Source organism: Paenibacillus oryzisoli (genome assembly GCF_050467285.1).
In the GTDB taxonomy this organism is placed as follows: Bacteria; Bacillota; Bacilli; order Paenibacillales; family NBRC-103111; genus Paenibacillus_E; species Paenibacillus_E oryzisoli_A.
In genome coordinates, this window is sequence record NZ_JBCMUN010000031.1 from 38,267 (window position 1) to 61,692 (window position 23,426).

General features: G+C 50.5%; 27 protein-coding genes. 20 read left to right on the forward strand and 7 right to left on the reverse strand.

What is annotated here, in order from left to right; translation table 11 throughout:
- Positions 1-170 precede the first annotated feature (170 nt).
- Together ABE504_RS31640 and ABE504_RS31645 are read left to right on the forward strand one after the other, a co-directional pair.
- A complete protein-coding gene (locus ABE504_RS31640; protein ID WP_430096563.1) occupies positions 171-1,196 on the forward strand; it encodes a DJ-1/PfpI family protein in 1,026 nt (341 codons plus the stop codon).
- The gene (locus tag ABE504_RS31645) at positions 1,193-1,840 is read left to right on the forward strand and encodes a DUF2306 domain-containing protein (protein WP_430096565.1); all 648 of its coding nucleotides are present in this window, start codon (positions 1,193-1,195) and stop codon (positions 1,838-1,840) included. Before ABE504_RS31640 ends, ABE504_RS31645 begins: the two co-directional genes overlap by 4 nt.
- 52 nt (positions 1,841-1,892) lie before the next feature.
- Here the strand turns inward: ABE504_RS31645 and map are convergent, their stop codons facing one another.
- Positions 1,893-2,639 carry a type I methionyl aminopeptidase gene (gene map, locus ABE504_RS31650; protein WP_430096566.1) on the reverse strand — a complete coding sequence of 249 codons (747 nt, stop codon included), beginning with the start codon at positions 2,637-2,639 and terminating at the stop codon, positions 1,893-1,895.
- A 7-nt stretch (positions 2,640-2,646) separates the two neighbouring features.
- Positions 2,647-3,231 (reverse strand): TetR/AcrR family transcriptional regulator, encoded by a 585-nt coding sequence (locus ABE504_RS31655; RefSeq protein ID WP_430096567.1) that lies wholly within the window; start codon positions 3,229-3,231, stop codon positions 2,647-2,649.
- A 205-nt stretch (positions 3,232-3,436) separates the two neighbouring features.
- On the opposite strand from ABE504_RS31655, the gene ABE504_RS31660 reads away from it, so the two are divergent.
- From ABE504_RS31660 to ABE504_RS31670, 3 genes are all read left to right on the forward strand, one after another.
- Complete coding sequence (locus tag ABE504_RS31660; RefSeq protein WP_430096569.1) at positions 3,437-4,012, forward strand: TetR/AcrR family transcriptional regulator; 576 nt, start codon at positions 3,437-3,439, stop codon at positions 4,010-4,012.
- 65 nt (positions 4,013-4,077) lie between these two features.
- A complete protein-coding gene (locus ABE504_RS31665) occupies positions 4,078-5,289 on the forward strand; it encodes an MFS transporter (RefSeq protein WP_430096571.1) in 1,212 nt (403 codons plus the stop codon).
- 113 nt (positions 5,290-5,402) lie between these two features.
- Positions 5,403-6,011, forward strand: coding sequence for an L-dopachrome tautomerase-related protein (locus tag ABE504_RS31670; RefSeq protein ID WP_430096607.1), 609 nt, complete (start codon positions 5,403-5,405; stop codon positions 6,009-6,011).
- A gap of 154 nt (positions 6,012-6,165) precedes the next feature.
- On the opposite strand, the gene ABE504_RS31675 is transcribed toward ABE504_RS31670, so the two are convergent.
- The 4 genes from ABE504_RS31675 to ABE504_RS31690 form a co-directional block, all read right to left on the reverse strand.
- Positions 6,166-6,774: a TetR/AcrR family transcriptional regulator gene (locus ABE504_RS31675; protein WP_430096573.1), complete on the reverse strand. Its 609-nt coding sequence runs from the start codon at positions 6,772-6,774 to the stop codon at positions 6,166-6,168.
- A gap of 400 nt (positions 6,775-7,174) precedes the next feature.
- The gene (locus ABE504_RS31680) at positions 7,175-7,819 is read right to left on the reverse strand and encodes a peroxiredoxin-like family protein (RefSeq protein ID WP_430096574.1); all 645 of its coding nucleotides are present in this window, start codon (positions 7,817-7,819) and stop codon (positions 7,175-7,177) included.
- Positions 7,820-7,867: 48 nt separating this feature from the next.
- Positions 7,868-8,560 carry a cytochrome c biogenesis CcdA family protein gene (locus ABE504_RS31685; RefSeq protein WP_430096576.1) on the reverse strand — a complete coding sequence of 231 codons (693 nt, stop codon included), beginning with the start codon at positions 8,558-8,560 and terminating at the stop codon, positions 7,868-7,870.
- A 28-nt stretch (positions 8,561-8,588) separates the two neighbouring features.
- The gene (locus ABE504_RS31690) at positions 8,589-8,843 is read right to left on the reverse strand and encodes a thioredoxin family protein (RefSeq protein WP_430096577.1); all 255 of its coding nucleotides are present in this window, start codon (positions 8,841-8,843) and stop codon (positions 8,589-8,591) included.
- A gap of 178 nt (positions 8,844-9,021) precedes the next feature.
- On the opposite strand from ABE504_RS31690, the gene ABE504_RS31695 reads away from it, so the two are divergent.
- Positions 9,022-9,735, forward strand: coding sequence for a response regulator transcription factor (locus ABE504_RS31695; RefSeq protein WP_430096579.1), 714 nt, complete (start codon positions 9,022-9,024; stop codon positions 9,733-9,735).
- Entirely contained in the window at positions 9,732-10,778 is a 1,047-nt protein-coding gene (locus ABE504_RS31700; protein WP_430096581.1) for a sensor histidine kinase, read from the forward strand. Before ABE504_RS31695 ends, ABE504_RS31700 begins: the two co-directional genes overlap by 4 nt.
- 111 nt (positions 10,779-10,889) lie before the next feature.
- Here ABE504_RS31700 and ABE504_RS31705 read toward each other — a convergent pair whose 3' ends face one another.
- Positions 10,890-11,123 carry a DUF2249 domain-containing protein gene (locus ABE504_RS31705; RefSeq protein ID WP_430096582.1) on the reverse strand — a complete coding sequence of 78 codons (234 nt, stop codon included), beginning with the start codon at positions 11,121-11,123 and terminating at the stop codon, positions 10,890-10,892.
- Between the two features lie 256 nt (positions 11,124-11,379).
- On the opposite strand from ABE504_RS31705, the gene ABE504_RS31710 reads away from it, so the two are divergent.
- From ABE504_RS31710 to ABE504_RS31770, 13 genes are all read left to right on the forward strand, one after another.
- Positions 11,380-11,835: a V4R domain-containing protein gene (locus tag ABE504_RS31710; RefSeq protein WP_430096584.1), complete on the forward strand. Its 456-nt coding sequence runs from the start codon at positions 11,380-11,382 to the stop codon at positions 11,833-11,835.
- Between the two features lie 189 nt (positions 11,836-12,024).
- The gene (locus ABE504_RS31715; RefSeq protein WP_430096586.1) at positions 12,025-13,320 is read left to right on the forward strand and encodes a molybdopterin molybdotransferase MoeA; all 1,296 of its coding nucleotides are present in this window, start codon (positions 12,025-12,027) and stop codon (positions 13,318-13,320) included.
- Positions 13,320-14,348, forward strand: a complete 1,029-nt coding sequence (gene moaA, locus ABE504_RS31720; RefSeq protein ID WP_430096588.1) for a GTP 3',8-cyclase MoaA — start codon at positions 13,320-13,322, stop codon at positions 14,346-14,348. The genes ABE504_RS31715 and moaA overlap by 1 nt, the downstream gene beginning before the upstream one ends.
- 174 nt (positions 14,349-14,522) lie before the next feature.
- Entirely contained in the window at positions 14,523-15,209 is a 687-nt protein-coding gene (gene ric, locus ABE504_RS31725) for an iron-sulfur cluster repair di-iron protein (protein WP_430096590.1), read from the forward strand.
- Between the two features lie 41 nt (positions 15,210-15,250).
- On the forward strand, positions 15,251-16,483 hold the full coding sequence (locus ABE504_RS31730) for a hypothetical protein (RefSeq protein ID WP_430096591.1): 1,233 nt from the start codon (positions 15,251-15,253) through the stop codon (positions 16,481-16,483).
- A 124-nt stretch (positions 16,484-16,607) separates the two neighbouring features.
- Entirely contained in the window at positions 16,608-17,648 is a 1,041-nt protein-coding gene (locus tag ABE504_RS31735; RefSeq protein WP_430096609.1) for a hypothetical protein, read from the forward strand.
- Entirely contained in the window at positions 17,635-19,806 is a 2,172-nt protein-coding gene (locus tag ABE504_RS31740; protein ID WP_430096593.1) for a molybdopterin oxidoreductase family protein, read from the forward strand. The genes ABE504_RS31735 and ABE504_RS31740 overlap by 14 nt, the downstream gene beginning before the upstream one ends.
- Entirely contained in the window at positions 19,803-20,366 is a 564-nt protein-coding gene (locus ABE504_RS31745; protein WP_430096595.1) for a 4Fe-4S dicluster domain-containing protein, read from the forward strand. The genes ABE504_RS31740 and ABE504_RS31745 overlap by 4 nt, the downstream gene beginning before the upstream one ends.
- A 25-nt stretch (positions 20,367-20,391) precedes the next feature.
- Positions 20,392-20,928, forward strand: coding sequence for a Rieske 2Fe-2S domain-containing protein (locus ABE504_RS31750; protein WP_430096597.1), 537 nt, complete (start codon positions 20,392-20,394; stop codon positions 20,926-20,928).
- Complete coding sequence (locus ABE504_RS31755) at positions 20,918-21,106, forward strand: hypothetical protein (protein ID WP_430096599.1); 189 nt, start codon at positions 20,918-20,920, stop codon at positions 21,104-21,106. The genes ABE504_RS31750 and ABE504_RS31755 overlap by 11 nt, the downstream gene beginning before the upstream one ends.
- Positions 21,103-22,635, forward strand: coding sequence for an MFS transporter (locus ABE504_RS31760; protein ID WP_430096601.1), 1,533 nt, complete (start codon positions 21,103-21,105; stop codon positions 22,633-22,635). The genes ABE504_RS31755 and ABE504_RS31760 overlap by 4 nt, the downstream gene beginning before the upstream one ends.
- Positions 22,625-22,948, forward strand: coding sequence for a hypothetical protein (locus ABE504_RS31765; RefSeq protein WP_430096603.1), 324 nt, complete (start codon positions 22,625-22,627; stop codon positions 22,946-22,948). Before ABE504_RS31760 ends, ABE504_RS31765 begins: the two co-directional genes overlap by 11 nt.
- Before the next feature lie 5 nt (positions 22,949-22,953).
- Positions 22,954-23,244 (forward strand): hypothetical protein, encoded by a 291-nt coding sequence (locus ABE504_RS31770; RefSeq protein ID WP_430096605.1) that lies wholly within the window; start codon positions 22,954-22,956, stop codon positions 23,242-23,244.
- Positions 23,245-23,426 lie beyond the last annotated feature (182 nt).

Genomic DNA, 23,426 nt, shown 5'->3' on the forward strand with positions numbered 1-23,426 from the left:
CCCCTATCTTATCACGTATTGTGAAAGGATTAGAGCAGTCTGCCATTTTGTGATCATTTGTTTATGGTTTTGTGACTTTTTCGTCCCTTCTTTTGAGATACTCCTTTGTTATGCTTCAAATGTGAAAAAGATCACTTGCTCGGCTGAAATGGTTGAAGGAGGATGAATGCATGTTATCGGTTCAAATCGTGCTTTTTGACGGATTCGATCTGCTCGACGCCCTAGCGCCCTACGAGGTATTTTGTGCTGCTGAGATGTTGACGGAAAACGCGTTAAGCGTAAAGCTCGTTACTGCCGAGGGGGCAAGATCTGTGCCTAGCGGCACGAACGGGTTAAAAATCGAAGCCGGCGACCGCCTGGATCCGGTGCGCCCGGGCATTATTCTCGTGCCCGGAGCGTCCGGTCCCGTTGAAGGAGAAGGCCCCAATACGGTTCCGTCCATTTTGGGACGGACCGTCCATACGGCATTGCCCGGCATGCTAGGGAAGGCGCTCGAACAAAAAGACGTCGTCGTCGCAACGGTATGCGGCGGGTCCCTGGTGTTGGCTATGGCCGGGCTGATTGAAGGAAGACCGGCAGTAACGAATCATCTGGGCATGGATTTACTGGATGCGACCGGTGCCGTTCCTATCCCGGCGCGCGTCGTGGATGATGGCAACCTGGTTTCCGGCGGCGGCGTCACGTCGGGGCTTGATGTGGCTCTCTATCTGGTGGAGCGCGAGTTTGGACCGCGCATCGCGCATAAAATCGAACATTTGTTTGAATTCGAGCGAAGGGGAACGGTCTGGCGGGCGACAGGCATGGCGCCAATGCCGATGACAGGCGGCGAGCCTCAGAAAGCAGAAAAGCAAGCGGCGATCAAAGTTGGTCCCCCGACAGGGAAGACTCAGCAAGAATTCGCATTTGATGGAGAATGGGATACGACGATTGCTACGCCAATTGGGAAGCTGCAGGTGAGGCTATCCATTGTTACCTACAATGGCGTCGTTCACGGAAAGGCCGTACAGGGGAATGAAACGGTTGATTTTTTGGACGCGGTTCTACAGGGCGACAAGCTAGTCTGGCTGCTGAAAATTACAAAGCCGATGCGCTTAAATCTGAAATTTGAAGTGGTTGTTGACGGAGATCAGATGACGGGGGTCGCGAAGGCCGGCATGCTGCCGGCATCCAAATTAACGGGCAGGAGAATCCTATGAAGAGAGCGGTATCATGGTATAGCTTGCTTGCCGGTGTCAGCATCCTGTTCATTCTGTACGCGCTAGCGAAAAATTATGTGTTCGATCCTGGAGCAGAAAGCTTCTTAAGCCATAAAACCGTATTGAAACGTCAGCTGAATCTTTCAGTCTGGCTCAACGTCATGTACGTGCACGTCGCCTTTGCCTGCGTCGCCATGCTTTCGGGGCTGCTTAACTTCTCCATCCGGTTCTTTGAAAAAAGCCGCAAGCTCCACCGGATCAATGGCTGCGTTTATATCGTTTCCGTTCTGCTTGTCGTTGTAACCTCCGGCTATATGGCACCTCACGCCACCGGTGGCAAGATCAGCAGCATGGGATTCAATCTGCTGAATCTCATCTGGCCGGCGATGACCATTGCGGCGCTTGTCCAAATCAAGAAGAAACAAATCCTCAAACATCGGAATTGGATGATTCGAAGCTACGCCTTTTGTTTTACGAATATGGCGATTCATCTCCTTACGTCCTTGTTTCATCAGGGATTCGGTTTCACTTATTCCGTCAGCTATACCATCGGTATCTACTGCGCCATAGCGCTGCTGCTGATCATCCCGGAGGTCATCATAAGAACGGTCGGCAGGCAGCGATGGTTTGCGGCAAGCCGGTAAGTCGGAAATTAAAAAAGAAGTCGACCACCTTGTTGGCCGACTTCTTTTTATTCTACTGAGAGGTCAGGATCTGCGGACCTTCAGAGGTGATGGCAATCGTATGCTCGTATTGTGCGGCGAGCTTGCGATCCAGTGTCCTTGCGGTCCAGCCGTCCGCATCAATCGTCATGTAGTAGGTGCCTTCGGTGATCATGGGCTCGATCGTGAACACCATGCCTTCCTTGATGCGGGGGCCTTTGCCGGGCTTGCCGACATGCATATAGTTCGGATCCTCGTGCAGATCCCGGCCGATGCCATGCGCGAGAAGGTCTCGCACGACGCCGAAGCCGTTCGATTCGGCGTGCCGCTGGATCGCGCTCGTCACATCACCGAGCCGATTGCCGGGCTGCGCCTGCGCGATGCCGAGGTCAAGGCATTCCTTCGTGATGCGCATCAGCTTCTCTGCCGTTGGCGAGATCTTCCCGACCGCATAGCTCCAGGCCGAATCGCCGAGCCAGCCGTCGAGCTCTGCCACGGTGTCGATCGTCACGATATCGCCTTCTTTTAGGGGCTTATCGCTAGGAAAGCCATGCGCGATCACGTCGTTGACGGAGGCACAGGTCGCATAGGGATAGCCCTTGTAGCCCTTCGTGTAGGGCTTGGCCCCGTGCTTCAAGATAAGGTCTTCGAAGATGCGCTCAATCTCGTTGGTCGTGATACCCGGTTGGATGAGCGGTGCGATCGTGCGATGGCATTCGGCCACCACTTGGCATGCCTTGCGGATGGCCTCGATTTCATGTTTGCTTTTTAAGATAATCATGTTTGAATCAGGGCTCCTTTGTGATGGCTTGCATCGCAAGCTGGGCGATTCGATCGACGTCCAGCTCGGAAGTACCTGCATAGTAGTGCAGCCCGCAGCAGCCGACCAGCACGGCAAGCAGATGGTCGACGCTGTCGTCGTTGCGTTGGGTGATCGATTGGAGCGGCACGTACAGCCGTTCCATGAATCGTCTCTGGGCGGGGAGCTGATCCTTGTAAGGCAAGCCCGCATAATGTTCGGCCGCCATCTTGTAGACGAGATATGCGCGGGCGTCCGACTGCCATAGCCGGAGCAGCGCCTTGCAATACAGAAGAACCTGCCGCTCATCAGGGCTTCTGACGGCGAGGTGTGCCCATTCAGCTAGGGCGAGCTCGCATCGTTCAAAACCGCTATCCAGCACATCTTCTATCAATAAATGCCGGTTGGGGTAATAGTGGTAAACCGTGCCGTAACCAAGCTCGGCCTCGCGGGCGACATCGCGAATATCAAAACTGCCGCCCGTGCGGAAGTAAGCGCGCGCGGCGGCGTCAAGAATTTGTTCTCTACGCTGTGTGCGAATGTGTTCATTTTGTTCTTTGGTACGGGGGCACATCGATGTGTGAACCTCCTTCATTAGACCTGCAAATTTGTCGATAATAAAATCATATCGCATATGGAAAGAATATGCAAACTTTTATTGCCCAAGGCATGCCCCAATACGGAAGCTCAGCCTTAACTAACTTTCATTTCTCCAGAAAATACTGGACTTATCGTTCCGAAAAAGCATATACTGTACCTACGGAAAAGGAGGGAGAACCATGGGGCGTTACAAAGAGTTTGATAAAGAAGCGGTGCTTCATAAAGCGATGCTTGTTTTTTGGAGGAAGGGCTACGAAGCGGCAAGCATTCCCGATTTACTGGAGGCGATGGATCTTAGCAGATCAAGTCTGTACGAAACGTTCGGGGGCAAACAAACGCTGTATATCGAGGCGATTAACTGGTACAAGAAGTGGAAGCAAGCCAAGCGGGACATCCTTGTCAATGCGACATCCGCAAAATCGGGAATCCGGCAGTACTTCGAGACCCACATCGATTCCGCCTTGGATGGGGAGTCGCCGAAGGGCTGTCTTATAACGAATGCAGCAGTCGGCATGGAATCGCCCGATGAGCAACTGAATGCGCTGATCAGGGAGCGGTTTGACGAATTGGAGAAATCCTTCTACGAGCTGCTGCGCAAAGGACAGGAAACGGGAGAAATCATGCCTGAGAAAGATATCAAGACATTATCTTATCTGCTCTCAAACCTGAATCATAGTATAAATATCATTGCGAAGGTGCAGGGTGACCGTAGCAAGATGCAGAAGATGACAGACATGGTGTTAGAAATGCTATAAATTTTTTTTTGCACATTCCGGAATGATTGTTCCGGAAAATTTTTGGTGAGTAAAGGGGACTTTCTATGCATTCAGCTTCCATTCCAAAGGAAAAGTCAATTTCGCCATCGCTGATTTTTATCCTGGCTGCCGCTTGCGGGATCATCGCGGCCAATCTTTATTATGCTCAACCATTGATCGGCTCGATCGGTTCGACCATCGGGCTCTCATCCGGGGCTGCCGCACTCATCGTTACTTTGACTCAAGTCGGCTATGGAATCGGCTTGTTATTTATCGTACCGTTGGGCGACATCCTGGAGAATCGTAAGTTGATCCTGTCATCTTTGCTCCTTACAGCCGCCGTTTTGGCAATTGCCGCTGAACTCAAAAGCGCCATCCTGTTCCTCGCTGCTTCACTCGTGATCGGAGTTGGTTCCGTAGCAGCACAAATCCTTGTGCCGTATGCGGCGCATCTTTCACCTGAAGCCGTGCGCGGTCGCAATGTGGGCAACGTCATGAGCGGGCTCCTTCTGGGGATTATGCTCGCGCGTCCCATTTCAAGCTTGGTGGCGGAGTATATGGGTTGGCGCGCTATATATTTCATCTCCGCAGCATTGATTTTCGCACTGGCTCTTGTCTTGGCAAAGGCACTACCCTCGAGGAGGCCTCCAACCGCTACAGCTTACCCGGCGCTGCTGCACTCCATGCTGCATCTGCTGAAGGCGACACCGGCATTGCGCCGGAGGGCAATTTACCATGCTTGTGTATTCGGAACGTTCAGTTTGTTTTGGACGACAGTTCCGTTAGTATTGACGAGTCCGCCGTTCCATTTCACGCAGGAAGGGGTCGCACTGTTCGCATTAGTCGGGGTAATGGGGGCAATTGTGGCGCCAGCGGCGGGTCGTATGGCAGACCGCGGATGGGTTCGTCCGGCTACGGGATGGGCATTGGGCATCGTCATCTTTTCCGGGCTGCTTCCCTTGTTGGTTCCATCAAGTACCGGACTCGCAGTCCCCGTCCTCGTCGTTGCCGCGATTTTACTTGACATGGGGGTTTCCGCCAACATGGTTCTCGGGCAGCGGGTGATTTTCTCTTTAGGAGCGGAATTTCGCAGTAGGCTTAACGGTTTGTATATGGCCATTTTCTTTTTAGGGGGAGCTATCGGCTCAGCGGCAGGGGGATGGGCTTACGCAACGGGGGGCTGGAAGGCGGCATTACTGATCGGCATCGCCTTGCCAACCATCGCCATGGCGTATTATTCGACGGAGTATTTGAAATTACGGAAGGAATCTCATTGATAAGTGCTCCGGAACATGGCAGGGATTGAATTCATTTTCGGTAGGGGATCCGTAAAAATATTTTAGGCAATTGAACCACATTCAGTCATATAAATAGGTGATAGCAGTTCGAACTGGATGAGGGGGATTATATACAAGTGATGTTACCGAGCGAAATGTATTTCGGTAAGTTTGAGGCGGTTTTTTTATTTTACGATGCCATGCCTACAGGCGTTACTGTTTCTGAAACCGGGCGTATTTTCATTTGCTTTCCAAAATGGGGAGACGATGTTAAATTTACGGTTGCCGAAATCGTTCGCGGTACATTGCAGCCTTATCCTAGTTTAGACGCTAATGTGGTGAGCCCATCGAATATTACAACGTCCTTCATTAGTGTCCAAAGTGTCGTTGCTGATGGACAGGGAACGCTTTGGGTACTGGATACGGGGGCTCCAAATTTCTCAGAACCCATCAAAGGGGGGGCGAAGTTAGTCGCTGTAGATTTAAATACGAATACCATAAGAAGCCGGAAGATTGTGCCGAATGGCATAATGGAAACCATCGCACATGACCCGAGAATTTTATGGCCGGATACTTTTTCTATTGGTCCAGATCAATACTTATATTTCATCGTGAACCAATTACATCGGCAGTCCAGATTTCATTATGGAAATGACCTGTGGCAGAAGCCTTATAGTTTACTCCGAATGAAAATAGACGAACCACCTGCTCCTACCTATTAGTAAAATATTAGATAGTAACTCCAACAAGTCCCGGTGATTGATTTTACATCGGACTTTTTTTATGAACGGAAAATGATATCACTCAAAAACGCCTTTTCATGAAGGCGTTTTTTTATTTTCGCAAATCACCATTAAGATGTAGCATAGCCTTTACTTAACCATCCGCATCACGTGAGCACAGCTCATGGAGATGGCGGATGACGATCTGCTCAACGGTCTCCGGTGTGTAGAGCTCCGGGCGAAGCAAGGCAAGTATCGTCAAGCCTTCGATCAGCGCGGCCAATCGTAGGGTTTCGAGTTGAATGTCCACCGCAGAGGAGAGAAGCTGTGCCTGAGCTAGAATTTCAAGGACGGCTTTAGTCAGGTGGTGGAGTCCGTCCATGAGCTCGTCTTTTTTAGTCTGCAACGCCGAACTCGTGAGGGAGCGGATGGCGAAGATCCACCAGACGCCGGCGGCAGTTCGTTTTTCCTCATCCACGGGGAGCAGCTGTAACAGAATTTCCTTCGCAGCCTTTATCGGAATAGGGCTGATGACCAGCCCCTCTGCTGCTCTATCGACTCCTCTTGTCAAGTAATAATCCACGATAAACAGCAACAGCTCGTCCTGCGTTGAAAAATAATGCCGCAAGGCGCCGGGCGACAATCCTGCCGCAGCGGCGACGGCGCGGATGGATGCATGTTCGATTCCTTTTTCTTCAATAATACGCCAGGCCGATTCGGCGATTAGTTTTCTTTTTTGTTCGTGGTCGACGATTTTTGGCAACGGTAACGCTCCCTTGTCTTTTTTAACACACTGTGCTAAATTAAATAATACAGTGTGTTATTTAGAATATATTCCGTTATAACGCATCGCGATGATGGTGTCAATAGGATGAACTTTGTCGAGGGAACTCACTTAGGAGGGGATCAAATGTTTTACTATGAGGTACTATGTTTTAGTTGTAAAAAAACATTTAGAGCATACGAAGGTTCACTAAAATATAAACAAGCGAAGGAAAGAAAGGTTAAGTATTTTTGTTGCGAAGAATGTGCCGATAAAATACGCTTTGAAGCTATATTGAATTTTATGAGCAGGATAAAACGTATTTAAGTCATGACAGAAGAAGCCCCACGCGTCGTCGGCGCATGGGGCTTTGCCTTAATTCCTGTCGATGGCAGGCAGTTCACAATTTCCGTAACTCGTCCAGAATATCCTCCGGTTCCAAGCGTTTCATAAAATCCGGGTTGACGTACGCGGAGCGGATAATGCCGGACTCGTCGATCATGAAGGTGGAAGGAATGGGGAGTATCCACCGCTCGGTCGCGTTGTATTCGGCCAGATTCAGCTTGAACAGGTTCGTCATGATCTCCTGCATGTACGGCGGTACGTCGTACAAGATATTGTAAAAGGCGGCCACCAGACCGTTCGTATCGCTCAGCACCTCGAACTGGAGTTGTTCCTTCTCCTGATGGGAAAGTGTGTTGTCTGGGCTTTGTGGGCTAACGGCGATGAGCCTGGCGCCCAGCGCTTGAATCTCCGGCAGTACTTTCTGATACGCCCGGAGCTGGGCGTTGCAGTAAGGACACCAGCCGCCGCGGTAGAAGGTGAGCACGACGGGTCCTTTGGCCAGTTCGTCGTACAAGTGAATGGGGATGCCCATCGGATTTTTCAACGTAAAACCTTTCGCCTTCTGCCCTTCCTGCAGGCCATACTGCACGCCCGATGCCATCTGCTCCCGAATGGAACGGAACATCGCAGCCTGGACTTCTGCGGGTGAATGGGCGATAAGCTGTTGTTTCATTTCTTCCAGCGTTTGATTTAATGACATGAATGAATGTCCTCCTAAATATAAAGTGATTTTTTCTACGTTAAGCTGCTACTTCATGAACCCAATACTGAGAAAAATGATGCCAATCACGATGGAGAGGTAGCCGGCAATTTTTTTTACAGGACCGCCCCACTTTGCCAGTTTGCGCAGAATGGAAATGGAAAAGACTGCAACAGCGGCGAGTACTAAGCCTTTCCCTAACGAATAGGTAGTCATGAGCAATGCTCCGTGAAGCGGGTTTCCTTGCAGTGCAATATAGCTAATCAGTGCAAAAAAGATAGGGACCGCGCAGGGCGAAATGACAAGTCCATAAGGAATCCCTAGTTTGAAAGCAGCTACGGCGCTTTGAGGGCTTTCTGGCCGGTTTGTCGGCTTTTGGAAAGTAGGCATTGCGAATGAAATGATACCAAGCAGTTGCAATCCAGCCAAGATGTCAAAGACGGGCGGTACCCAGTTTAGTAAACGGTATTTCTCAACGAAGGGCATGAACTGCTGGCCAAGCAGCGCGATGATCAAACCAGCTAACAGTGAGGTGACAACCATCCCCATGATAAAGTTGATCGCAATTAGCATGGCTTTTCTTTTATCACCGGCTGCTCCTCTCTGGACATAACTAGCAAACATAGCAAGCACAGGCAAATAGCAGGCCAAAACTGCGCTCACGATTCCGACGATGAACACAAGTAGGTAGGTTGTGACGGAAATTCCGCCTGTGATTGTGAAATGATATAAGTTTTCCATTGGCTCTCCTTTTATTCAGTGGATGATCTTAATTATTGAGCAATGCATATACACGTTCACGAAGCTTAGGCTTTGAGGGGGGAGAGGCAAATTCCACTTTCCCATTGATGAGAATCGCTCCGGCGCTGAAAATGCCCAGTTCCTGGAGACGTTCAAACTGATCGACCACATGTAACTCCTGCGTTTCGATTTGCGGAAATTCCAGCGCGACTTGCTTCACGACCTTTAGCGCTTTTTGACAAATGGAACACCCCAGTCCGGCTGTTACCACCTCAATTAACAAAAGAACTCCTCCTTCTTTTCCATTCTGTTCAACATCCTCCAGGCAAAAGGAAGATTTATTTTGATTATAAAGTTCGAGCTGTTAAATCCTTGTTAAGTAAAGCTCTGAAAGACGGATTTGCCTCGTTTCGCGGAAAAATGTGTGATATTCTATTGCCATGGAAGGAAGGAGTGATGATATGCGAATCCTTATTGTTGAAGATGAGGAGGACCTTTCACGTGCATTGGCCAAGGGTTTGAAGCGGGAAGGTTATGCAGTGGACATCGCAGTGGATGGGCTAATCGGGTGGGAGTTGGCGGATACCAATGAGTATGATGTGATTCTTCTCGACATCAATCTTCCGGAACTGGATGGCATTTCACTTTGTCAACGAATTCGCCGGTCATCGCACCATAGCGATGTGTTTATCCTCATGCTGACAGCGCGCAGCCATCCGGATGAGGTGGAAGAAGGGCTTGATTCAGGTGCAGATGACTACCTCCGTAAACCCTTTGTTTTCAATGAATTGCTTGCCCGCATCCGGGCGCTCCTTCGCCGGAGTTCGTCCGTGAAAAGCTCCGTTCTGCAGTTCGAGCAGCTTACTCTTGATTCGAAAACGAAGGAAGTCTGGTTCGAGAATGTTCTTATTCCATTGACGAGAAAAGAATTCGGTTTGCTCGAATATCTGATGCTGCATCCCGGCGAGGTCATTTCATCTGAACGGCTCCTTGAGCACGTCTGGGATATCCATGCGGATCCTCTTACCTCAACGGTCCGGGTTCACATCAATTCCTTGCGAAGAAAGCTCGCGAGCCATGATCCAGAGGCAGGAGAAAGGTATATTCAGACCGTTCAAGGCCATGGGTATAGATTGGCGCTGAGCATGGCTGGAAAGAAAGAGGAAACGACATGAGACCATGGAATCGTCTTTCACTGCGAGCAAGATTAACGCTGCTTGAAATTCTTTTTTTGGCGATATTGCTTATTCTCTATACGGCTTTAGAAGCTTTCTTCTCAGTTATCAGGATTGTGCCAGAGGCGCAGGGGCGAATCATAAGCTTGCTTGTCGTTTTGGTGGGCATGATTCTCAGCGCGCAGTGGCTCGCAGTGATTATACTTAAGCCTGTGAAACGGATGAGTGAAACAGCTGCGGGAATAACGGCAACTACCCTCCACAAAAGACTGGAGATTGACGAGCTTCATGATGAGTTGAAGAAGCTCGGGATCACATTTAATACGATGCTGGATGGGTTGGAACACGCTTTTCAACAGCAGGCCCGTTTTGTTTCTGCGGCTGCACATGAATTACGAACACCGCTTTCCATCCTGCGCACGAATCTGGAAGTGGCCGGGGACAGCGACGATGGTATTGATCCAAGCGAATGGGGAGACTACAGGGCGACAACGGAGCGGACGCTTTCGCGGCTAGAGTCATTGACAGAGGATTTGCTGCTGCTGGCTGACGGGACGTACGATCGGACGCATGGTGAGCACAATGTTGTGGAGCTTGCCAACATTCTCGCGGACGCAACTTCATTTATGGAACCGATGGCAGTCGAATACGGAGTGACGCTTCATCTGGTGGAGCCCTGCACGGCTTTGGTTAAGGGGGAGGAAAGCTTCTTATTTCTGGTCTTTCGAAACCTGCTGGACAACGCCATCCGGTATAATCGGCCCAATGGGAACGTTACGCTGCAGGTTGTGCATGAAGATGGACGGGTTGTGGTTCGGGTTTCGGACACAGGGAAGGGAATATCTCCTTCGTCCAGTGAGCTGATTTTTGAGCGGTTTTATCGAGTCGACTCGTCACGGGCACGTCGGAATGGCGGGGCTGGCCTGGGTCTGTCGATTGTGCGTCATTTGCTTGCCTTTTTCCAGGGGACGGTTGAACTGGAGGCGAGTTCCGAATTAGGAAGTGTGTTTAAGGTCACATTACTGGAAGGGCGATTACGTTAATTACCATGAAGTGGCTGAAACTGTAGTTGGCTTATCTTAGTCTTGAAAACTGTTGGTAGCATCATACGAGGGTGATCTGGCGGAAGCCGGACCACCCCTTTTAGTTTCATTTCACAATTTTCCGATCTTGACTTGGAAAGTAAGAGGGCCTTGCTCGATATAGTCCCAGGTGAACTTCCCTGCATGCATCGAGTCGAACTGGAACCGAAGCGGCACAGGATCGTGATCGTTCACGAGGAGCATCGCTTCGTTAGGCTTTAGGTTGTTGAACGTTTCGAAGATAACCTTATGTTTCAAGTGGGGCGGATACTCCGTTGCATGAATGGTAGCGGCAAATGTACGCATGGGTTCATTCCTCCTGGAAATGTAATATAAGTTGCTTACGCCATTGATTATAGGGGAAGCTGCAGATGATCTTTGTGAGCCCGGTCACATCTGGCATGAATTCTTTGGAAGGCGGTCGTGCGTGTACGAACCGCGTTTCGGAAAACTGTGATATCCCTCACACCTCGGTAAAACGTGGAGTGGTATGATCATTTTGCCTACTAGAAGGTGTACGGTGATGTAAGAATTTACATTCGACGAGGGAGTGTGCTAGAGGATGGGCCAAGATCAATTTACATTTAACGACATGAAGAAAATGAACAGAGAAAAGCTTGGCAATCAGGTTCCGCTAGAGCTTTTTCGAACGATCCGCCTAATCGGTATGTATCAAAGCCTGCCGTTGGGAGGAAAAGGCACCACGCTCACCATCGGGAGAAAAATAGGCGAGAGTCTTCCGGTTAGTTCCATTGAAGAATTGCTGCGATTATTCGAGGAGCTAAAGATCGGAATTCCTTCCATCGTTCAGCAGGATGAACGAATCATGCGCATAGCGGTAGATGATTGTTTTTGCGAAGGATTACCGGTTATGGTGGGCAAGCACGTTTGTGATTTGGAGGGCGCCATTATGGAAGGCGCATTGAGTAAAATAACAGGTAAGCGCGTACTGGCTAAGGAGGTTAAGTGCAATGTGAATGGCGACGATCGTTGCGAGTATGAGGTAAGATTCCAGTAACTTGCGAGGGATAGCAGCGAGAAAAGAGGTATACATGGTGTTGAGCCATTGTATACCTCAGTTTTTTTTAGCCCATTTCAAGTCAGGTTCAGCTTGTAAGGTCATCATCAATTGTGATAAATGTCACATCCGTTTCAAGCTTAAACAGATATGATTCAACTACTAGAGGATGCGGAAAGGATGTTCGGGATGATCAACAGTAGCCGGAGATTTGCCCGAAGAGCAGTCAAGGTCGATCAGGCACTGAGCTTGATCATGCAGCGTGTAACGCGGTTGGCATTCGAGCATGTGCCGCTTGAGGCAAGTTTAAATAGAAGACTCTCCGAATCGGTGATCTCCAAAGAGAACATGCCGCATTTTCGCCGATCGGGATTGGATGGATATGCCGTCGCGAGCGAAGATGCAGCATTGGCGACGCCGCAAATACCTGCGCGCCTCAAGGTCATTGACGAGGTGCCGGCTGGCAGCGTTTCAAGCAAACAGGTCGTTCCGGGCACAGCGATTCGCGTCATGACGGGATCAGCCGTTCCTGAGGGAGCGAATGCGGTTGTCATGTTCGAGCAGACAGAAGAGCTTCAGGCGGATGGACAGGGTTGTATCCTGATTAAACATAAGGTCGCATGTGGACAAAACATTGCCAATATAGGGGATGAAATCGCGACGGGGCAATGGCTGATGGGAGCTGGAACCCGGATCGGTCCCGGCCAAATCGCGCTGCTCGCTTCGTTGGGCTATGAGAAAGTCCGGGTTGTCCGCCGCCCGAAAGTAGGCGTATTAACAACCGGCAGCGAGCTGATTCCCCCGGGGGAGCCGCTGACACCAGGGAAAATTCGCAACAGCAATGCTCTCATGCTGGCAGCGCAAATCCAACAATACGGTGGGATGGCGATCCAGTATGGGACTGTTTCCGATGACATCCATGAAGTTAACGGGATGATTCGAAAAGCGTTAGAAGAATGTGATATGCTTCTAGTGAGCGGAGGAGTCTCCGTCGGGGATTATGACGTCATGGCTGAATATTTTACAACGATGCACGGTAAAGGCATGGAGCTGCTTTTCAATAAAGTTGCGATGCGGCCGGGAAGCCCGACTTCAGCTGCGACCGTGCATACGAAGCTTTTGTTCGGGTTGTCCGGAAACCCGGGAGCTTGCTTTGTCGGGTTTGAACTGTTTGTACGTCCGGCGCTGCTCGCCATGCAAGGGATCGCAGAGCCGCTTCATCCTAAAATGCAAGCGATCCTGACGGATGATTTTGATAAGGGATGTCCGCACGATCGGTATGTAAGAGGCGTTACGAGCTATGCGAATCAGCAATTGCGCGTAAGTGCGCTGAAAAAGAACAGCTCAAGCATGCTGGTTTCGATTCAACATGCGAATTGCCTCATGCTAATTCCGTCCGGTTCTGGAGGCGTTTCCGCCGGCCGGCAGGTTGAGATTATTCCGCTGCCTTATGAAATAACCTTGTTCGGAAGGGAGGATGAATGATGGAAAATCGTGATAAGCACGCGCTGCCAGTCTCAGACGCTCTGGGCAGACCGCTCCGGGACTTGCGCATATCCGTTACCGATCGCTGCAATTTCAGATGTCGGTATTGCATGCCCGAAGAGGTGTTTGGCCCTGATTTTCGCTTCCTTCCGAAGGAAAAGCTGCTGAGCCTGCCTGAATTGGAAAGATTAACACGGATTTTCGTATCGCTTGGCGTTGAGAAGGTGCGAATTACTGGCGGCGAACCGCTGCTCAGGAAAAATATTGACGAAATCATTTCGCGGCTCGGCGATATTGAAGGGGTTAGAGATATCGCGATGACGACCAATGGGTCGCTGCTGAAACAGAAGGCGCAAGCCTTGAAAGACGCCGGACTAGCGCGCATCACCGTCAGCCTGGACAGCTTGAACGATGAGCGGTTTGGCGCGATGAATGGGAGAGGCTTCCCGGTAAAGGGTGTGCTTGAAGGCATTGATGCCGCAGCCGAGGCAGGTTTGTCCGTGAAGGTGAATATGGTCGTCCAAAAGGGAGTCAACGATCAGGACATTGTGCCGATGGCGCGATATTTTCGGGAGCGCGGACATATTTTAAGATTCGTCGAATTTATGGATGTCGGCAACAGCAATGGCTGGAACATGAAGCATGTCGTCCCCAGCAAGCAGATTGTCGACATGATTCATCAAGAGATGCCGCTGGAGCCGGCGGAAGCGAATTATTTTGGCGAGGTGGCGACGCGTTACCGTTATCAAGGTTCGAAGGATGAGATCGGGTTGATTTCCTCTGTGACCCAAGCGTTCTGCGGAAGCTGTACAAGAGCGAGGCTTTCTGCGGAAGGGCATCTGTATACCTGTTTGTTCGCCTCGAACAAGACAGATCTGTTAAGTGTCATGAGAGCAGGAGCCAGCGATAACGAGTTAAGATCGTTCATTGCCGAGGTGTGGGGCAAGCGGGAGGATCGTTATTCGGAAACAAGACTTACACAGACGAGACCTGTGCAAAAAGTAGAAATGTCTCACATTGGCGGTTAGGATTCCTGAGGCACATGTACGCGCAAATGGCGGTCACTCACGCGATGTATTTCGCAGAGTGGCTGCCATTTTTTTGTTCACAGAACGTAAACAACTGTTGTGACGCCTATCACATTCACGTTTGCCGTACTCGGGTATAGTCAAGGTAGAAAATAGTGATTGGGAGGGTTTTATATGGGAGTTAACATACATGGAACAGATCGCGTGGGAGATATTGTGACCAACTATCCCAAAACGGCGGAGGTATTCAAGGCATTCCGGATTGACTTTTGCTGCGGCGGCAACCAATCGCTCCTCCAAGCTATCAGCAGCCGCGACATCAAGGAGGAAGATCTGCTGAACGACCTTCGAGCGGCAGCCGAAGCACCGACAGCCGAAGAGATCAATTGGACCGAGTTACGATCAGCGGAGTTGATCGATTACATTGTCGGCAACCACCATGATTATTTAAGAAGCGCGCTGCCGCAATTAAGCGAATATGTGAAAAAAATTGCTCGCGTGCATGGACTTAACCATCCTGATCTCTTTCAGGTCTATCAATGGTTTGAAACGCTGCGAACCGACATGGAGCATCATATGGAAAAAGAAGAGTCGGAAGCTTTCCCGGCTGTACTTGCTTACGAGAAGGATCCGACAGCATCGAATCGAGAGCGATTGCTGGAGACGCTGGACCTGTTGGAGCAAGAGCATGAAGGCTCAGGTGATCTGCTTAAGCAAATTCGGGAGATCACCCACGATTACGAATTGCCGGAGGACGCCTGCACAACGTTTCGTCTGACGTATCTGAAGCTGGAAGAGCTCGAGGCAGATATGTTCCAGCACATCCATCTGGAGAACAACATCCTTTTTAATCGCGTGTAGCTAGCGAGCTGATACTGTTTTTTTTAAGGGGGACATTCACCATGTTCAAGCTTCCATTGCTGTTCATCGCGACGGGGATTCTCAGTTTTGTAGGATTTCATGTCTTATCCCTGTTTTCACTGGGAACATGGATTGGGCAGCCGCCTCGAAATCCGGAGGGGTGGTTCCGCATCCATTTGCTGGTGCTGGATTGGGGGACAATGATCGCAATGGGAGCTGTTTATCAGCTGATGGATGTTGTCCTGCAGCGTAAGCTTTACAGCCGTAAGCTGGGTTACGTGCATTATGCCTGCTTCCTTGGGGGTTCTACTGTTCTGCTGATTGGCTTTCTCTGTTTGGAAGTCAGTTGGATCGCCGCGGGGGCTGTCACAGCCTGGACAGGCATTTGCCTGTTCGCTTGGAATATCGGCCAGACGATGCGTCTTACCGCAAAATGGAATGCGATTACGATAAGTGCGGCTTGTGCGGCAGGGTATCTGGTTGCGACAGGAGTACTAGGGATGATGATGGGAGTTGACTTCGTGCATCCGATCTGGGGCGGTATTCACGATCGCTTGCTTGCAGCCCATATATGGATGGGAACGGTCGGATGGTTCGGATTGCTCATTACGGGTTTCAGCTACAAAATGCTGCCGATGTTTTATTTATCCCATGGAGAATCAACGAAACGGCCGCGAATCATTGTCCTCCTTTGGAACGCGGCGACGCTGCTCGGAGCGCTTCATTTTTTAATGAATGGCCCTGCCTATCTCATGGGGATTACCTTGGTGCTCATACTGGCTGCGCTTATTTTATATGAGATTCACATCAGAGATATCCGTCAACATCGTCATAAAGGATCACCTGGTTCCGGAATTCTGTGGACCGTTTACTGTACCAGGGGGCTCCTTGTATTTGCCGGATTCCTTGTTGTCAGATGGCTCGTTAACCCGGATCTCTTCGGTAACGCGAGGTTTCTAAGCCTGACAGGGTGGCTGTATTTATACGGTTGGGTGGCTTTGACCATACTTGGCTACCTGTCGAAGATTGTCCCTTTCCTGTGGTGGACGCACAAGTACGGGCCGCTGGCAGGGACGAGGAAGGTTCCCGTTATGAATGATCTGATTAACGACCGGTACGTGAAGTACGGAATGGCGGGCATGTGCGGCGGCCTTCTGCTGATCCTTGCCGGGCTTGCCATGAACGGCATCCCGCTAGTCGGGATCGGGGGCTGCTTGCTTTCGGTATGTTCGCTGCTGTATATGAGCCTAATCGCCCGTGTGTTCACTCGGTAAGAGAAACGAATCGTGCAGGTTTCCGATGCGAAAATGGTTCACAGTGATTTTTCTCACAGAGCGCAGCAGTCGACTCATGGTTTAATACAATCAAGAGATTGAAGAGGAAGGGACAATGATAAACATGGATCGAGCATTCGCATCAAAGTTCGCTAAATGTGTTTTTCTTACCGTTTGCGGTTTGGTTATTCTTATGGGAATCGGCTCAAGAATGTTTACACATATCGACATGGCTCTATACGGATATATGGTAGGCACTGTCGTATTCGTGTGCGGTTTCTTTTATCGCTTTATTGCTTGGGGGGAGCGCCCGCCGACAAAGATCATCCTGAAGAAAGGCATCAAGCTGCTGTTCCGAAAAAGCACGCCAAAGACGACGGCCGAGCATCTGGTTACGTACCGTTTCATTTGGAACCGCGGCTGGTACCGATGGACACAGCACGTTCTTCTCGGTTGGGGCTGCATCTTGTCAGCCTTCGTCACGTTCCCGCTCGTATTCGGCTGGATGTACTTCACGATGGAGGAGAACGGATTCTATACGGTCGTCGGCTTCGGTATTGACATTATGCGGATTAAAGCGGATGGCTTGCTGGGCTTTCTTTTCTACAACGCTTTGAATATCACAGCCTTCATGGTCATCGGCGGCGTGTGTATGGCGTTGTACCGCAGAATTAAAAACATGCAGGCACGTGCGGAACAAACGTTAATCTATGATTTCCTCCCGCTCTATATGCTGCTGTTCGTAAGCTTGACAGGGCTGATGCTCACCTTCTGCAATATGGTTCTTCACGGCTACGGTCACCCAATCGTTACCTTAGTTCACCAATGGTCTGTGATCGTGACGTTGATCTATATCCCTTTCGGCAAGCTGGCGCATATCCCGTTCCGTCCGATGAGCGTGTTTGCCCGCAATTATCGGGAGCACTACGCCGAACAAGCGACCAAAAGCTGCAAGGTTTGCGGAAACGGCTTTGTATCGGTTGAGCAATCCAATGACGTTATCGCGGTTCTGAAGGTGAACGAGATCGAGTTCAAAACGGAAGAGGGCTTTCACTTGGCTGAGCTTTGCCTCCCGTGCCGTCGGAAATACCGAATGTCCCGTTTCACGGGCATACCCACTCATCAGATTCGCGTGAAGGAGGCCAACCAGCATGCAAAAGGATAAGTTCTTCAAGACGATTGCCAATAAACAGCATCCGAACGAAACGTTGGTGCCGACACATTGTTCTTACTGCGGCATGCAGTGCGGTATGAATCTTCGCGTAGATAAATCAACCAATACAATTATCGGTGTAGAACCGCGATATGATTGGCCTGTCACTTTAGGCAAAATGTGCCCGAAGGGTGTAACAGCGTATCAACAAACGAACCACGCTGATCGGCTGCTGCGTCCTCTGATCCGTGACGATGCCTCGCTCAAAGGCACGAAAGAAGGGTTCCGGGAAGCAAGCTGGGACGAAGCTTATGCGTTGATCGTGAAGAAATTTCAAGCTATGCAAAAGACGTATGGCAAAGATGCGCTTTCCGTATTCAGCGGCGTTTCCATGACCAATGAGAAGTGCTACCTGACAGGCAAATTTGCGCGGGTCGCTCTGCAAACGCGGTACATCGATTATAATGGCCGATTCTGTATGTCGAGCGCGGCCGCAGGCTTTCTTCGCAGCTTCGGGGTCGACAGAGGCTCTACGCTGCCTTGGACGGATCTCCATGAAACGGATTGCCTGTTCATTGCAGGCAGCAACACAGCGGAATGTCACCCGACCTCGATGTTCCGGGTATGGGAAGTGCAGAACCGCGGCGGCTATCTGATCGTAGCGGACCCTCGGGAAACGCCGATCGCACGCCGTGCGGACGTTCATCTTGATTTGCGTCCAGGTACCGATCTGGCGCTGGCGAACTGCATGGTGAATCTGTTGATCCAGGGCGGTCACGTGGATGCAGCCTTTATCGCCGATCACACGAATGGCTTTGATGAAATGAAAGAGATTGTGAAAGAATTCACAGTTGAATATACAAGTGAAATCACGGGAGTCGCGCCGGAGAAGTTACTCCGCGCTGCGGAGATCTATGGCAAAGCGCCGAACGCGATCGTGATGTTTGCTCGCGGGATCGAGCAGCAGCACAAAGGGGCCGATAACGTATCTGCCTACACGAATATGTGCTTAGTCACCGGTAAAATCGGCCGTCCGAAAGCGGGCGTGGCGACCTTTACCGGGCAAGGAAACGGCCAAGGCGGCAGGGAGCATGGGCAGAAGTCCGACTTGCTGCCCGGCTACCGCAAGCTGACCAATCCGAAGCATGTCGAAGAGATCTGCAAGGTGTGGGGAATCACCCCCGAAGAAATGCCTCAGCCCGGGGTATCCGCCTATGAAATGTTCGAGCTGATGGATCAGCAGACGATTCGCGGTCTGTATCTGTTGTGCTCGAACCCGGCCGTGTCCGCGCCGAATCAGAACTTTGTTCGTGCGGCGCTCAAGAAGCTCGATTTTATGGTATGCGCGGATATTTATCTGTCCGAATCGGCGGAATTCGCCGATGTGGTGCTTCCTTCCGTAACGTGGTCGGAAGACGAGGGAACGGTGACGAATCTGGAAGGCCGCATCATTAAAATCAATAAAGCACAGGAGCCGATCGGTGAATCCAAGCCGGACTGGCAGATTCAAACGGAATTGGCTGAACGACTCGGCAGGGGGCAATACTTCAGCCACCTGAGGACGGCCAAGGATGTAGCCGAAGAATTCCGGTTTGCTTCCAAAGGCGGCTATGCCGATTACTACGGCGCAACCTGGGAGAAAATCGAGAAGCAAAATGGCGTATTCTGGCCATGCCGCAATGAAGAGGACCCTGGGACGCCGCATATGTTCCTGGATCATAAGTTCTATCATCCGGACGGCAAAGCCAAGCTTTGCGCACTCCCTTACAGACCGCCGGCCGAAGAGCCCTGCGAGCAGTATCCGCTTCGCCTTACGACCGGGCGTGTCGTCTATCATTATTTGTCCGGGAATCAAACCAGACGAATTCCGTTCCTGCGGGATATGTGCCCTGAGCCCTATGTCGAGGTGCATCCCGACACGGCTGCGAAGTACAACATCCAGCATGAAGAAGTGGTCCGATTGTTTACACGCCGGGGCGAAGCGCTCTATAAAGTAAAAATCATTGAAGCCATCCGCAAGGATACCGTATTTGTCCCTTATCATTTTGGGCATGAGCAATCCATTAATCTGCTCACGATACCCGCACTGGATCCGATGTCCAGAATGCCAGAATTCAAAGTTTGCGCAGCTCAGATCGAGAAGCAGCCGGAGAGGATGAACACCCGATGAAACAACACTTGTACATCGAAATGGACAACTGCATCGGCTGCCGGAGCTGCCTGGCTGCCTGTACGCAATGCGGGGGCCATGATGAGAGGAATCGTAATTACGTCTATGACGTGAACCCGCTGGTGACCCGGCAAACGATCCCGTTAATGTGTCTGCACTGTGTGAATCCGGCTTGTGCCAGAAGCTGTCCGGCGCAGGCCATTCAGATCACAGAAGAAGGAGCGGTGCTTTCGGCGCTGGTGGAGAAATGCATCGGTTGTCAGAACTGCACCATCGCCTGCCCGTACGGCATCCCCAAGTTTGATGAAGAGCAGAATCTGATGTATAAATGCGACCTCTGCTATGACCGTACCAAAGAGGGAATTCCGCCGATGTGCGCTTCCGTCTGTCCAACCAATACCTTGCAATGGGTGACGGAGGAAGAATTGGCCGCCAAGAAAGCGCAGAATAAGCTGGGCAAATGGACGGCAAGCCATCAGCCATTCGAACCTCTCGAAGGCGAGACGAATGTTAAAATCAGCCTTCCCGGCATTCTGCAGGGGACACAAAAACTGTTTTAATCTACTTGTAACGAGGTGAGCTTGTATGGAACAGGATAACAAGCGGGATAACAACCATAGCCCTTTTAATGAAGACAACTATACCCATAATATAAGAAAAAATAATGAAAGAAAGCTGGACCGCCGGGGGTTTATGAAAACGCTGGTCGGCGCGGCAGGCGTCTTCGCCGTATCCACGCTGCCTTGGGGAACACTCGCGGCTAAAGAGCTGACAGGGCTGAAGAAAAAGGCCTATCCGCAGCTGAAAATTACGGATATCAACGCGCTGAAAGTCGGAGACGCGGTCGAGTTCGCTTATCCCGGAAAGCATGATTCGGCGCTGCTGATCCGTCTTGGAGAGAACGAGTATAAAGCCTATCAGAATGCGTGCACACACTTGAAATGTCCCGTGTTTTGGAGCAAGGAGAAGGATGAGATGGTATGCCCATGCCATCACGGCATCTTCGATGCCAGAACAGGGATACCGACCGCAGGTCCACCCCAAAGACCGCTGCCGGAGATTCTCCTGGAAAAGAATCAAGGCGCCATTTACGCGACGGGAGTGAAGCGCTATGAAACGTAGCTACGTAGGCGTTATTTTACTCTGTGTGGTGTTGTTCATGAACATCGTGTGCACACAAAAAGCCGTGAATGCGTACTATTTCGAACACTATCGTTCGGTGCTCCTTTATGCCTGCTGCAATGCGATATTATTTCCACTCGCCGTGTGGATCTATAGACGGGAACGTGATGTCCAATGAATACGATTAAAAAAATACAGCTGCCGCTGCAAACCGTCAGTCTTGTGCTAGGCTTCATGGTGTGGGTTATCCTATCCTCACTCATGCCGTTCATCAAAGAAACGATCAAATTGACACCTTCCCAACTAACCTGGGTAACGGCTATTCCCGTCTTGTTCGGTTCTGTGATGCGGGTGCCGGTGGGCTATTGGACGAATCGGTATGGGGCGAGAAAGCTTTTTGCCATCAGCTTTATTCTGCTGCTCGCACCGGTATATTGGGTCAGCCAGGCGAATTCCTTTGGCGATCTGATTATAGGCGGCTTCTTCCTGGGGATCGGGGGAGCGGTATTCTCTGTAGGCGTTACCTCTTTGCCGAAATATTATCCGAAAGAACGGCATGGCTTCGTCAATGGGATTTATGGCATCGGCAATCTGGGGACAGCCCTGTCCACATTCGGCGCGCCCGTCGTGGCGAACCACATCGGATGGTCCCGCACCGTCCTGCTTTATAGCATCCTACTGGTCGTCATGGCGGCTTTCAACTTTTTCATCGGAGACCGCAAAGAGCCTAAAGTGCAAACCTCGCTTGTCGAGCAGATCAAAGGCGTATCCGGCAATTCGAAGCTGTGGTTCTTGTGCTTATTCTATTTCCTTACCTTCGGCTCGTTCGTTGCCTTTACTGTGTACCTGCCCAATTTCATGGTTAGCAGCTTTCACCTGTCCAAAGTCGATGCCGGCATGCGTACAGCAGGATTTATCGTGCTTGCGACGGCTATGCGTCCGATCGGAGGATACTTGGGGGACAAATTCAATCCTTTTAAAATTCTCATGTTCGTCTTTGCGGGATTAGCTGTCGCCGGCGTGTTGTTATCCTTTGCGCCATCGATGACCTGGTACACCGTGGGTTGTTTGACCATCGCATTTTGTGCGGGAACGGGAAATGGAACGATCTTTAAGCTGGTGCCCATGTATTTTACCAAACAAGCCGGTATTGCGAATGGTGTGATCTCGGCCATGGGCGGGTTAGGCGGATTTTTCCCTCCGTTAATGCTGACCTTCCTCTTCAAACTGACAGGTCATTATGCGATTGGTTTCATGGCGTTATCCGAGGTTGCTTTAGCCAGCTTAATATTAATCGTGTGGATGTTCTATCAGGAGAAATTAGGGTTATCCTCTAAAATTATTGAAAATACGGTCGAAGGCATCATGGTGACCGACATCCAAGGCAATATTCGGTCCGTGAATGCAGCATTCACACAGTTGACGGGGTATGAAGCTCATGAAATTATCGGCAAGACCCCCAGTTTGTTAAAGTCGGGGAAACAGGACCGCGACTTCTATCATGACATGTGGGAAAAGATTCGCGGGCAAGGTTTCTGGCAAGGCGAAATCTGGAATCGTAAAAAGAACGGCACGATTTATCTGGAATGGCTCACCATCAGCGCCGTGAAAAATGAAGCCGGGGATATCATTTACTATGCGGGCATGTTTAGCGATATAACGAAACAAAGAGGCTTTCAAGAGGGGGAGATGAACCATGCCATGTGAGTTCACGTTAGATCTGTGTTTTATCCGCGATGATGCACAGATTTCCCTCCCTGCCATGATCGATCGGCAATTACACGGCATGTTCGCCGGCAAAGGGACCTGGTACATTGACCATAAGGTAGAAGATGGCCTCGAAATTGCCGTCGCCGAAGTCAAAGGCATGGGGACTTGGGAAAGTGAAGGTGAACTTCTTCGCTATATCGAGGAGACAGGTACGGATCCTACCCAGGATATCTGGGATTATCTTCAGGGCTATCAGGTGCAAGTCATTCCGAAAGTAGACGCGGGCTGCTGCCGCTTAAAAACGAGGTGAGCACGATGAATTGGAAAGAGAAACTATCGAAATGGTTAGGTTCACAGATTGAGGTGCATATCGAAGATCAGGCAGGGCTGGATCCTGTTGCCGCCCCCAAAACGATGACGCTTGAAAAAGTGCTTGTTACCGATGATGAGGCGTACATTCAAATGTATATGAATGAGCATCAATTTTTGGCGATCCCTTTGCGCGGAGAGGCATATACCCGCTTAGAAACATCGGATCAAGGCACCGTGCTGCGCTCATCCGATATTGCAGCGCAGCTTGTGTATAAAGTGCATTTTGGCTTATAAGTCGCTCAGGATAGAGAAAAAAAGGACCCAGTGCCGTGCAATGTCATTAAGTTACGCTTGAAGACAAGACTGGGATTAAAAATGGAATCTGAAACGGCATGGGAAAAAGCCCTGTGCCGTTTGTTTTTATGCGCAAGCAAGAAAAAAGCGTACAGCAAACAAAGCGGATGGAATATCCGCTT

Excerpts from the sequence above, each read along its gene's own strand:
- ABE504_RS31765 (WP_430096603.1), top strand. The coding sequence starts at position 22,625 with ATGCCATGTGAGTTCACGTTAGATCTGTGTTTTATCCGCGATGATGCA.
- ABE504_RS31740 (WP_430096593.1), top strand. The coding sequence starts at position 17,635 with ATGCAAAAGGATAAGTTCTTCAAGACGATTGCCAATAAACAGCATCCG.
- ABE504_RS31655 (WP_430096567.1), bottom strand. The coding sequence starts at position 3,231 with ATGTGCCCCCGTACCAAAGAACAAAATGAACACATTCGCACACAGCGT.
- ABE504_RS31640 (WP_430096563.1), top strand. The coding sequence starts at position 171 with ATGTTATCGGTTCAAATCGTGCTTTTTGACGGATTCGATCTGCTCGAC.
- ABE504_RS31760 (WP_430096601.1), top strand. The coding sequence starts at position 21,103 with ATGAATACGATTAAAAAAATACAGCTGCCGCTGCAAACCGTCAGTCTT.
- ABE504_RS31755 (WP_430096599.1), top strand. The coding sequence starts at position 20,918 with ATGAAACGTAGCTACGTAGGCGTTATTTTACTCTGTGTGGTGTTGTTC.
- ABE504_RS31685 (WP_430096576.1), bottom strand. The coding sequence starts at position 8,560 with ATGGAAAACTTATATCATTTCACAATCACAGGCGGAATTTCCGTCACA.
- ABE504_RS31695 (WP_430096579.1), top strand. The coding sequence starts at position 9,022 with ATGCGAATCCTTATTGTTGAAGATGAGGAGGACCTTTCACGTGCATTG.
- ABE504_RS31700 (WP_430096581.1), top strand. The coding sequence starts at position 9,732 with ATGAGACCATGGAATCGTCTTTCACTGCGAGCAAGATTAACGCTGCTT.
- ABE504_RS31730 (WP_430096591.1), top strand. The coding sequence starts at position 15,251 with ATGTTCAAGCTTCCATTGCTGTTCATCGCGACGGGGATTCTCAGTTTT.
- ABE504_RS31745 (WP_430096595.1), top strand. The coding sequence starts at position 19,803 with ATGAAACAACACTTGTACATCGAAATGGACAACTGCATCGGCTGCCGG.
- ABE504_RS31645 (WP_430096565.1), top strand. The coding sequence starts at position 1,193 with ATGAAGAGAGCGGTATCATGGTATAGCTTGCTTGCCGGTGTCAGCATC.
- ABE504_RS31705 (WP_430096582.1), bottom strand. The coding sequence starts at position 11,123 with ATGCGTACATTTGCCGCTACCATTCATGCAACGGAGTATCCGCCCCAC.
- ABE504_RS31735 (WP_430096609.1), top strand. The coding sequence starts at position 16,608 with ATGGATCGAGCATTCGCATCAAAGTTCGCTAAATGTGTTTTTCTTACC.
- ric (WP_430096590.1), top strand. The coding sequence starts at position 14,523 with ATGGGAGTTAACATACATGGAACAGATCGCGTGGGAGATATTGTGACC.
- ABE504_RS31680 (WP_430096574.1), bottom strand. The coding sequence starts at position 7,819 with ATGTCATTAAATCAAACGCTGGAAGAAATGAAACAACAGCTTATCGCC.
- ABE504_RS31770 (WP_430096605.1), top strand. The coding sequence starts at position 22,954 with ATGAATTGGAAAGAGAAACTATCGAAATGGTTAGGTTCACAGATTGAG.
- ABE504_RS31710 (WP_430096584.1), top strand. The coding sequence starts at position 11,380 with ATGGGCCAAGATCAATTTACATTTAACGACATGAAGAAAATGAACAGA.
- map (WP_430096566.1), bottom strand. The coding sequence starts at position 2,639 with ATGATTATCTTAAAAAGCAAACATGAAATCGAGGCCATCCGCAAGGCA.
- ABE504_RS31660 (WP_430096569.1), top strand. The coding sequence starts at position 3,437 with ATGGGGCGTTACAAAGAGTTTGATAAAGAAGCGGTGCTTCATAAAGCG.
- ABE504_RS31750 (WP_430096597.1), top strand. The coding sequence starts at position 20,392 with ATGGAACAGGATAACAAGCGGGATAACAACCATAGCCCTTTTAATGAA.
- ABE504_RS31715 (WP_430096586.1), top strand. The coding sequence starts at position 12,025 with ATGATCAACAGTAGCCGGAGATTTGCCCGAAGAGCAGTCAAGGTCGAT.
- ABE504_RS31665 (WP_430096571.1), top strand. The coding sequence starts at position 4,078 with ATGCATTCAGCTTCCATTCCAAAGGAAAAGTCAATTTCGCCATCGCTG.
- moaA (WP_430096588.1), top strand. The coding sequence starts at position 13,320 with ATGGAAAATCGTGATAAGCACGCGCTGCCAGTCTCAGACGCTCTGGGC.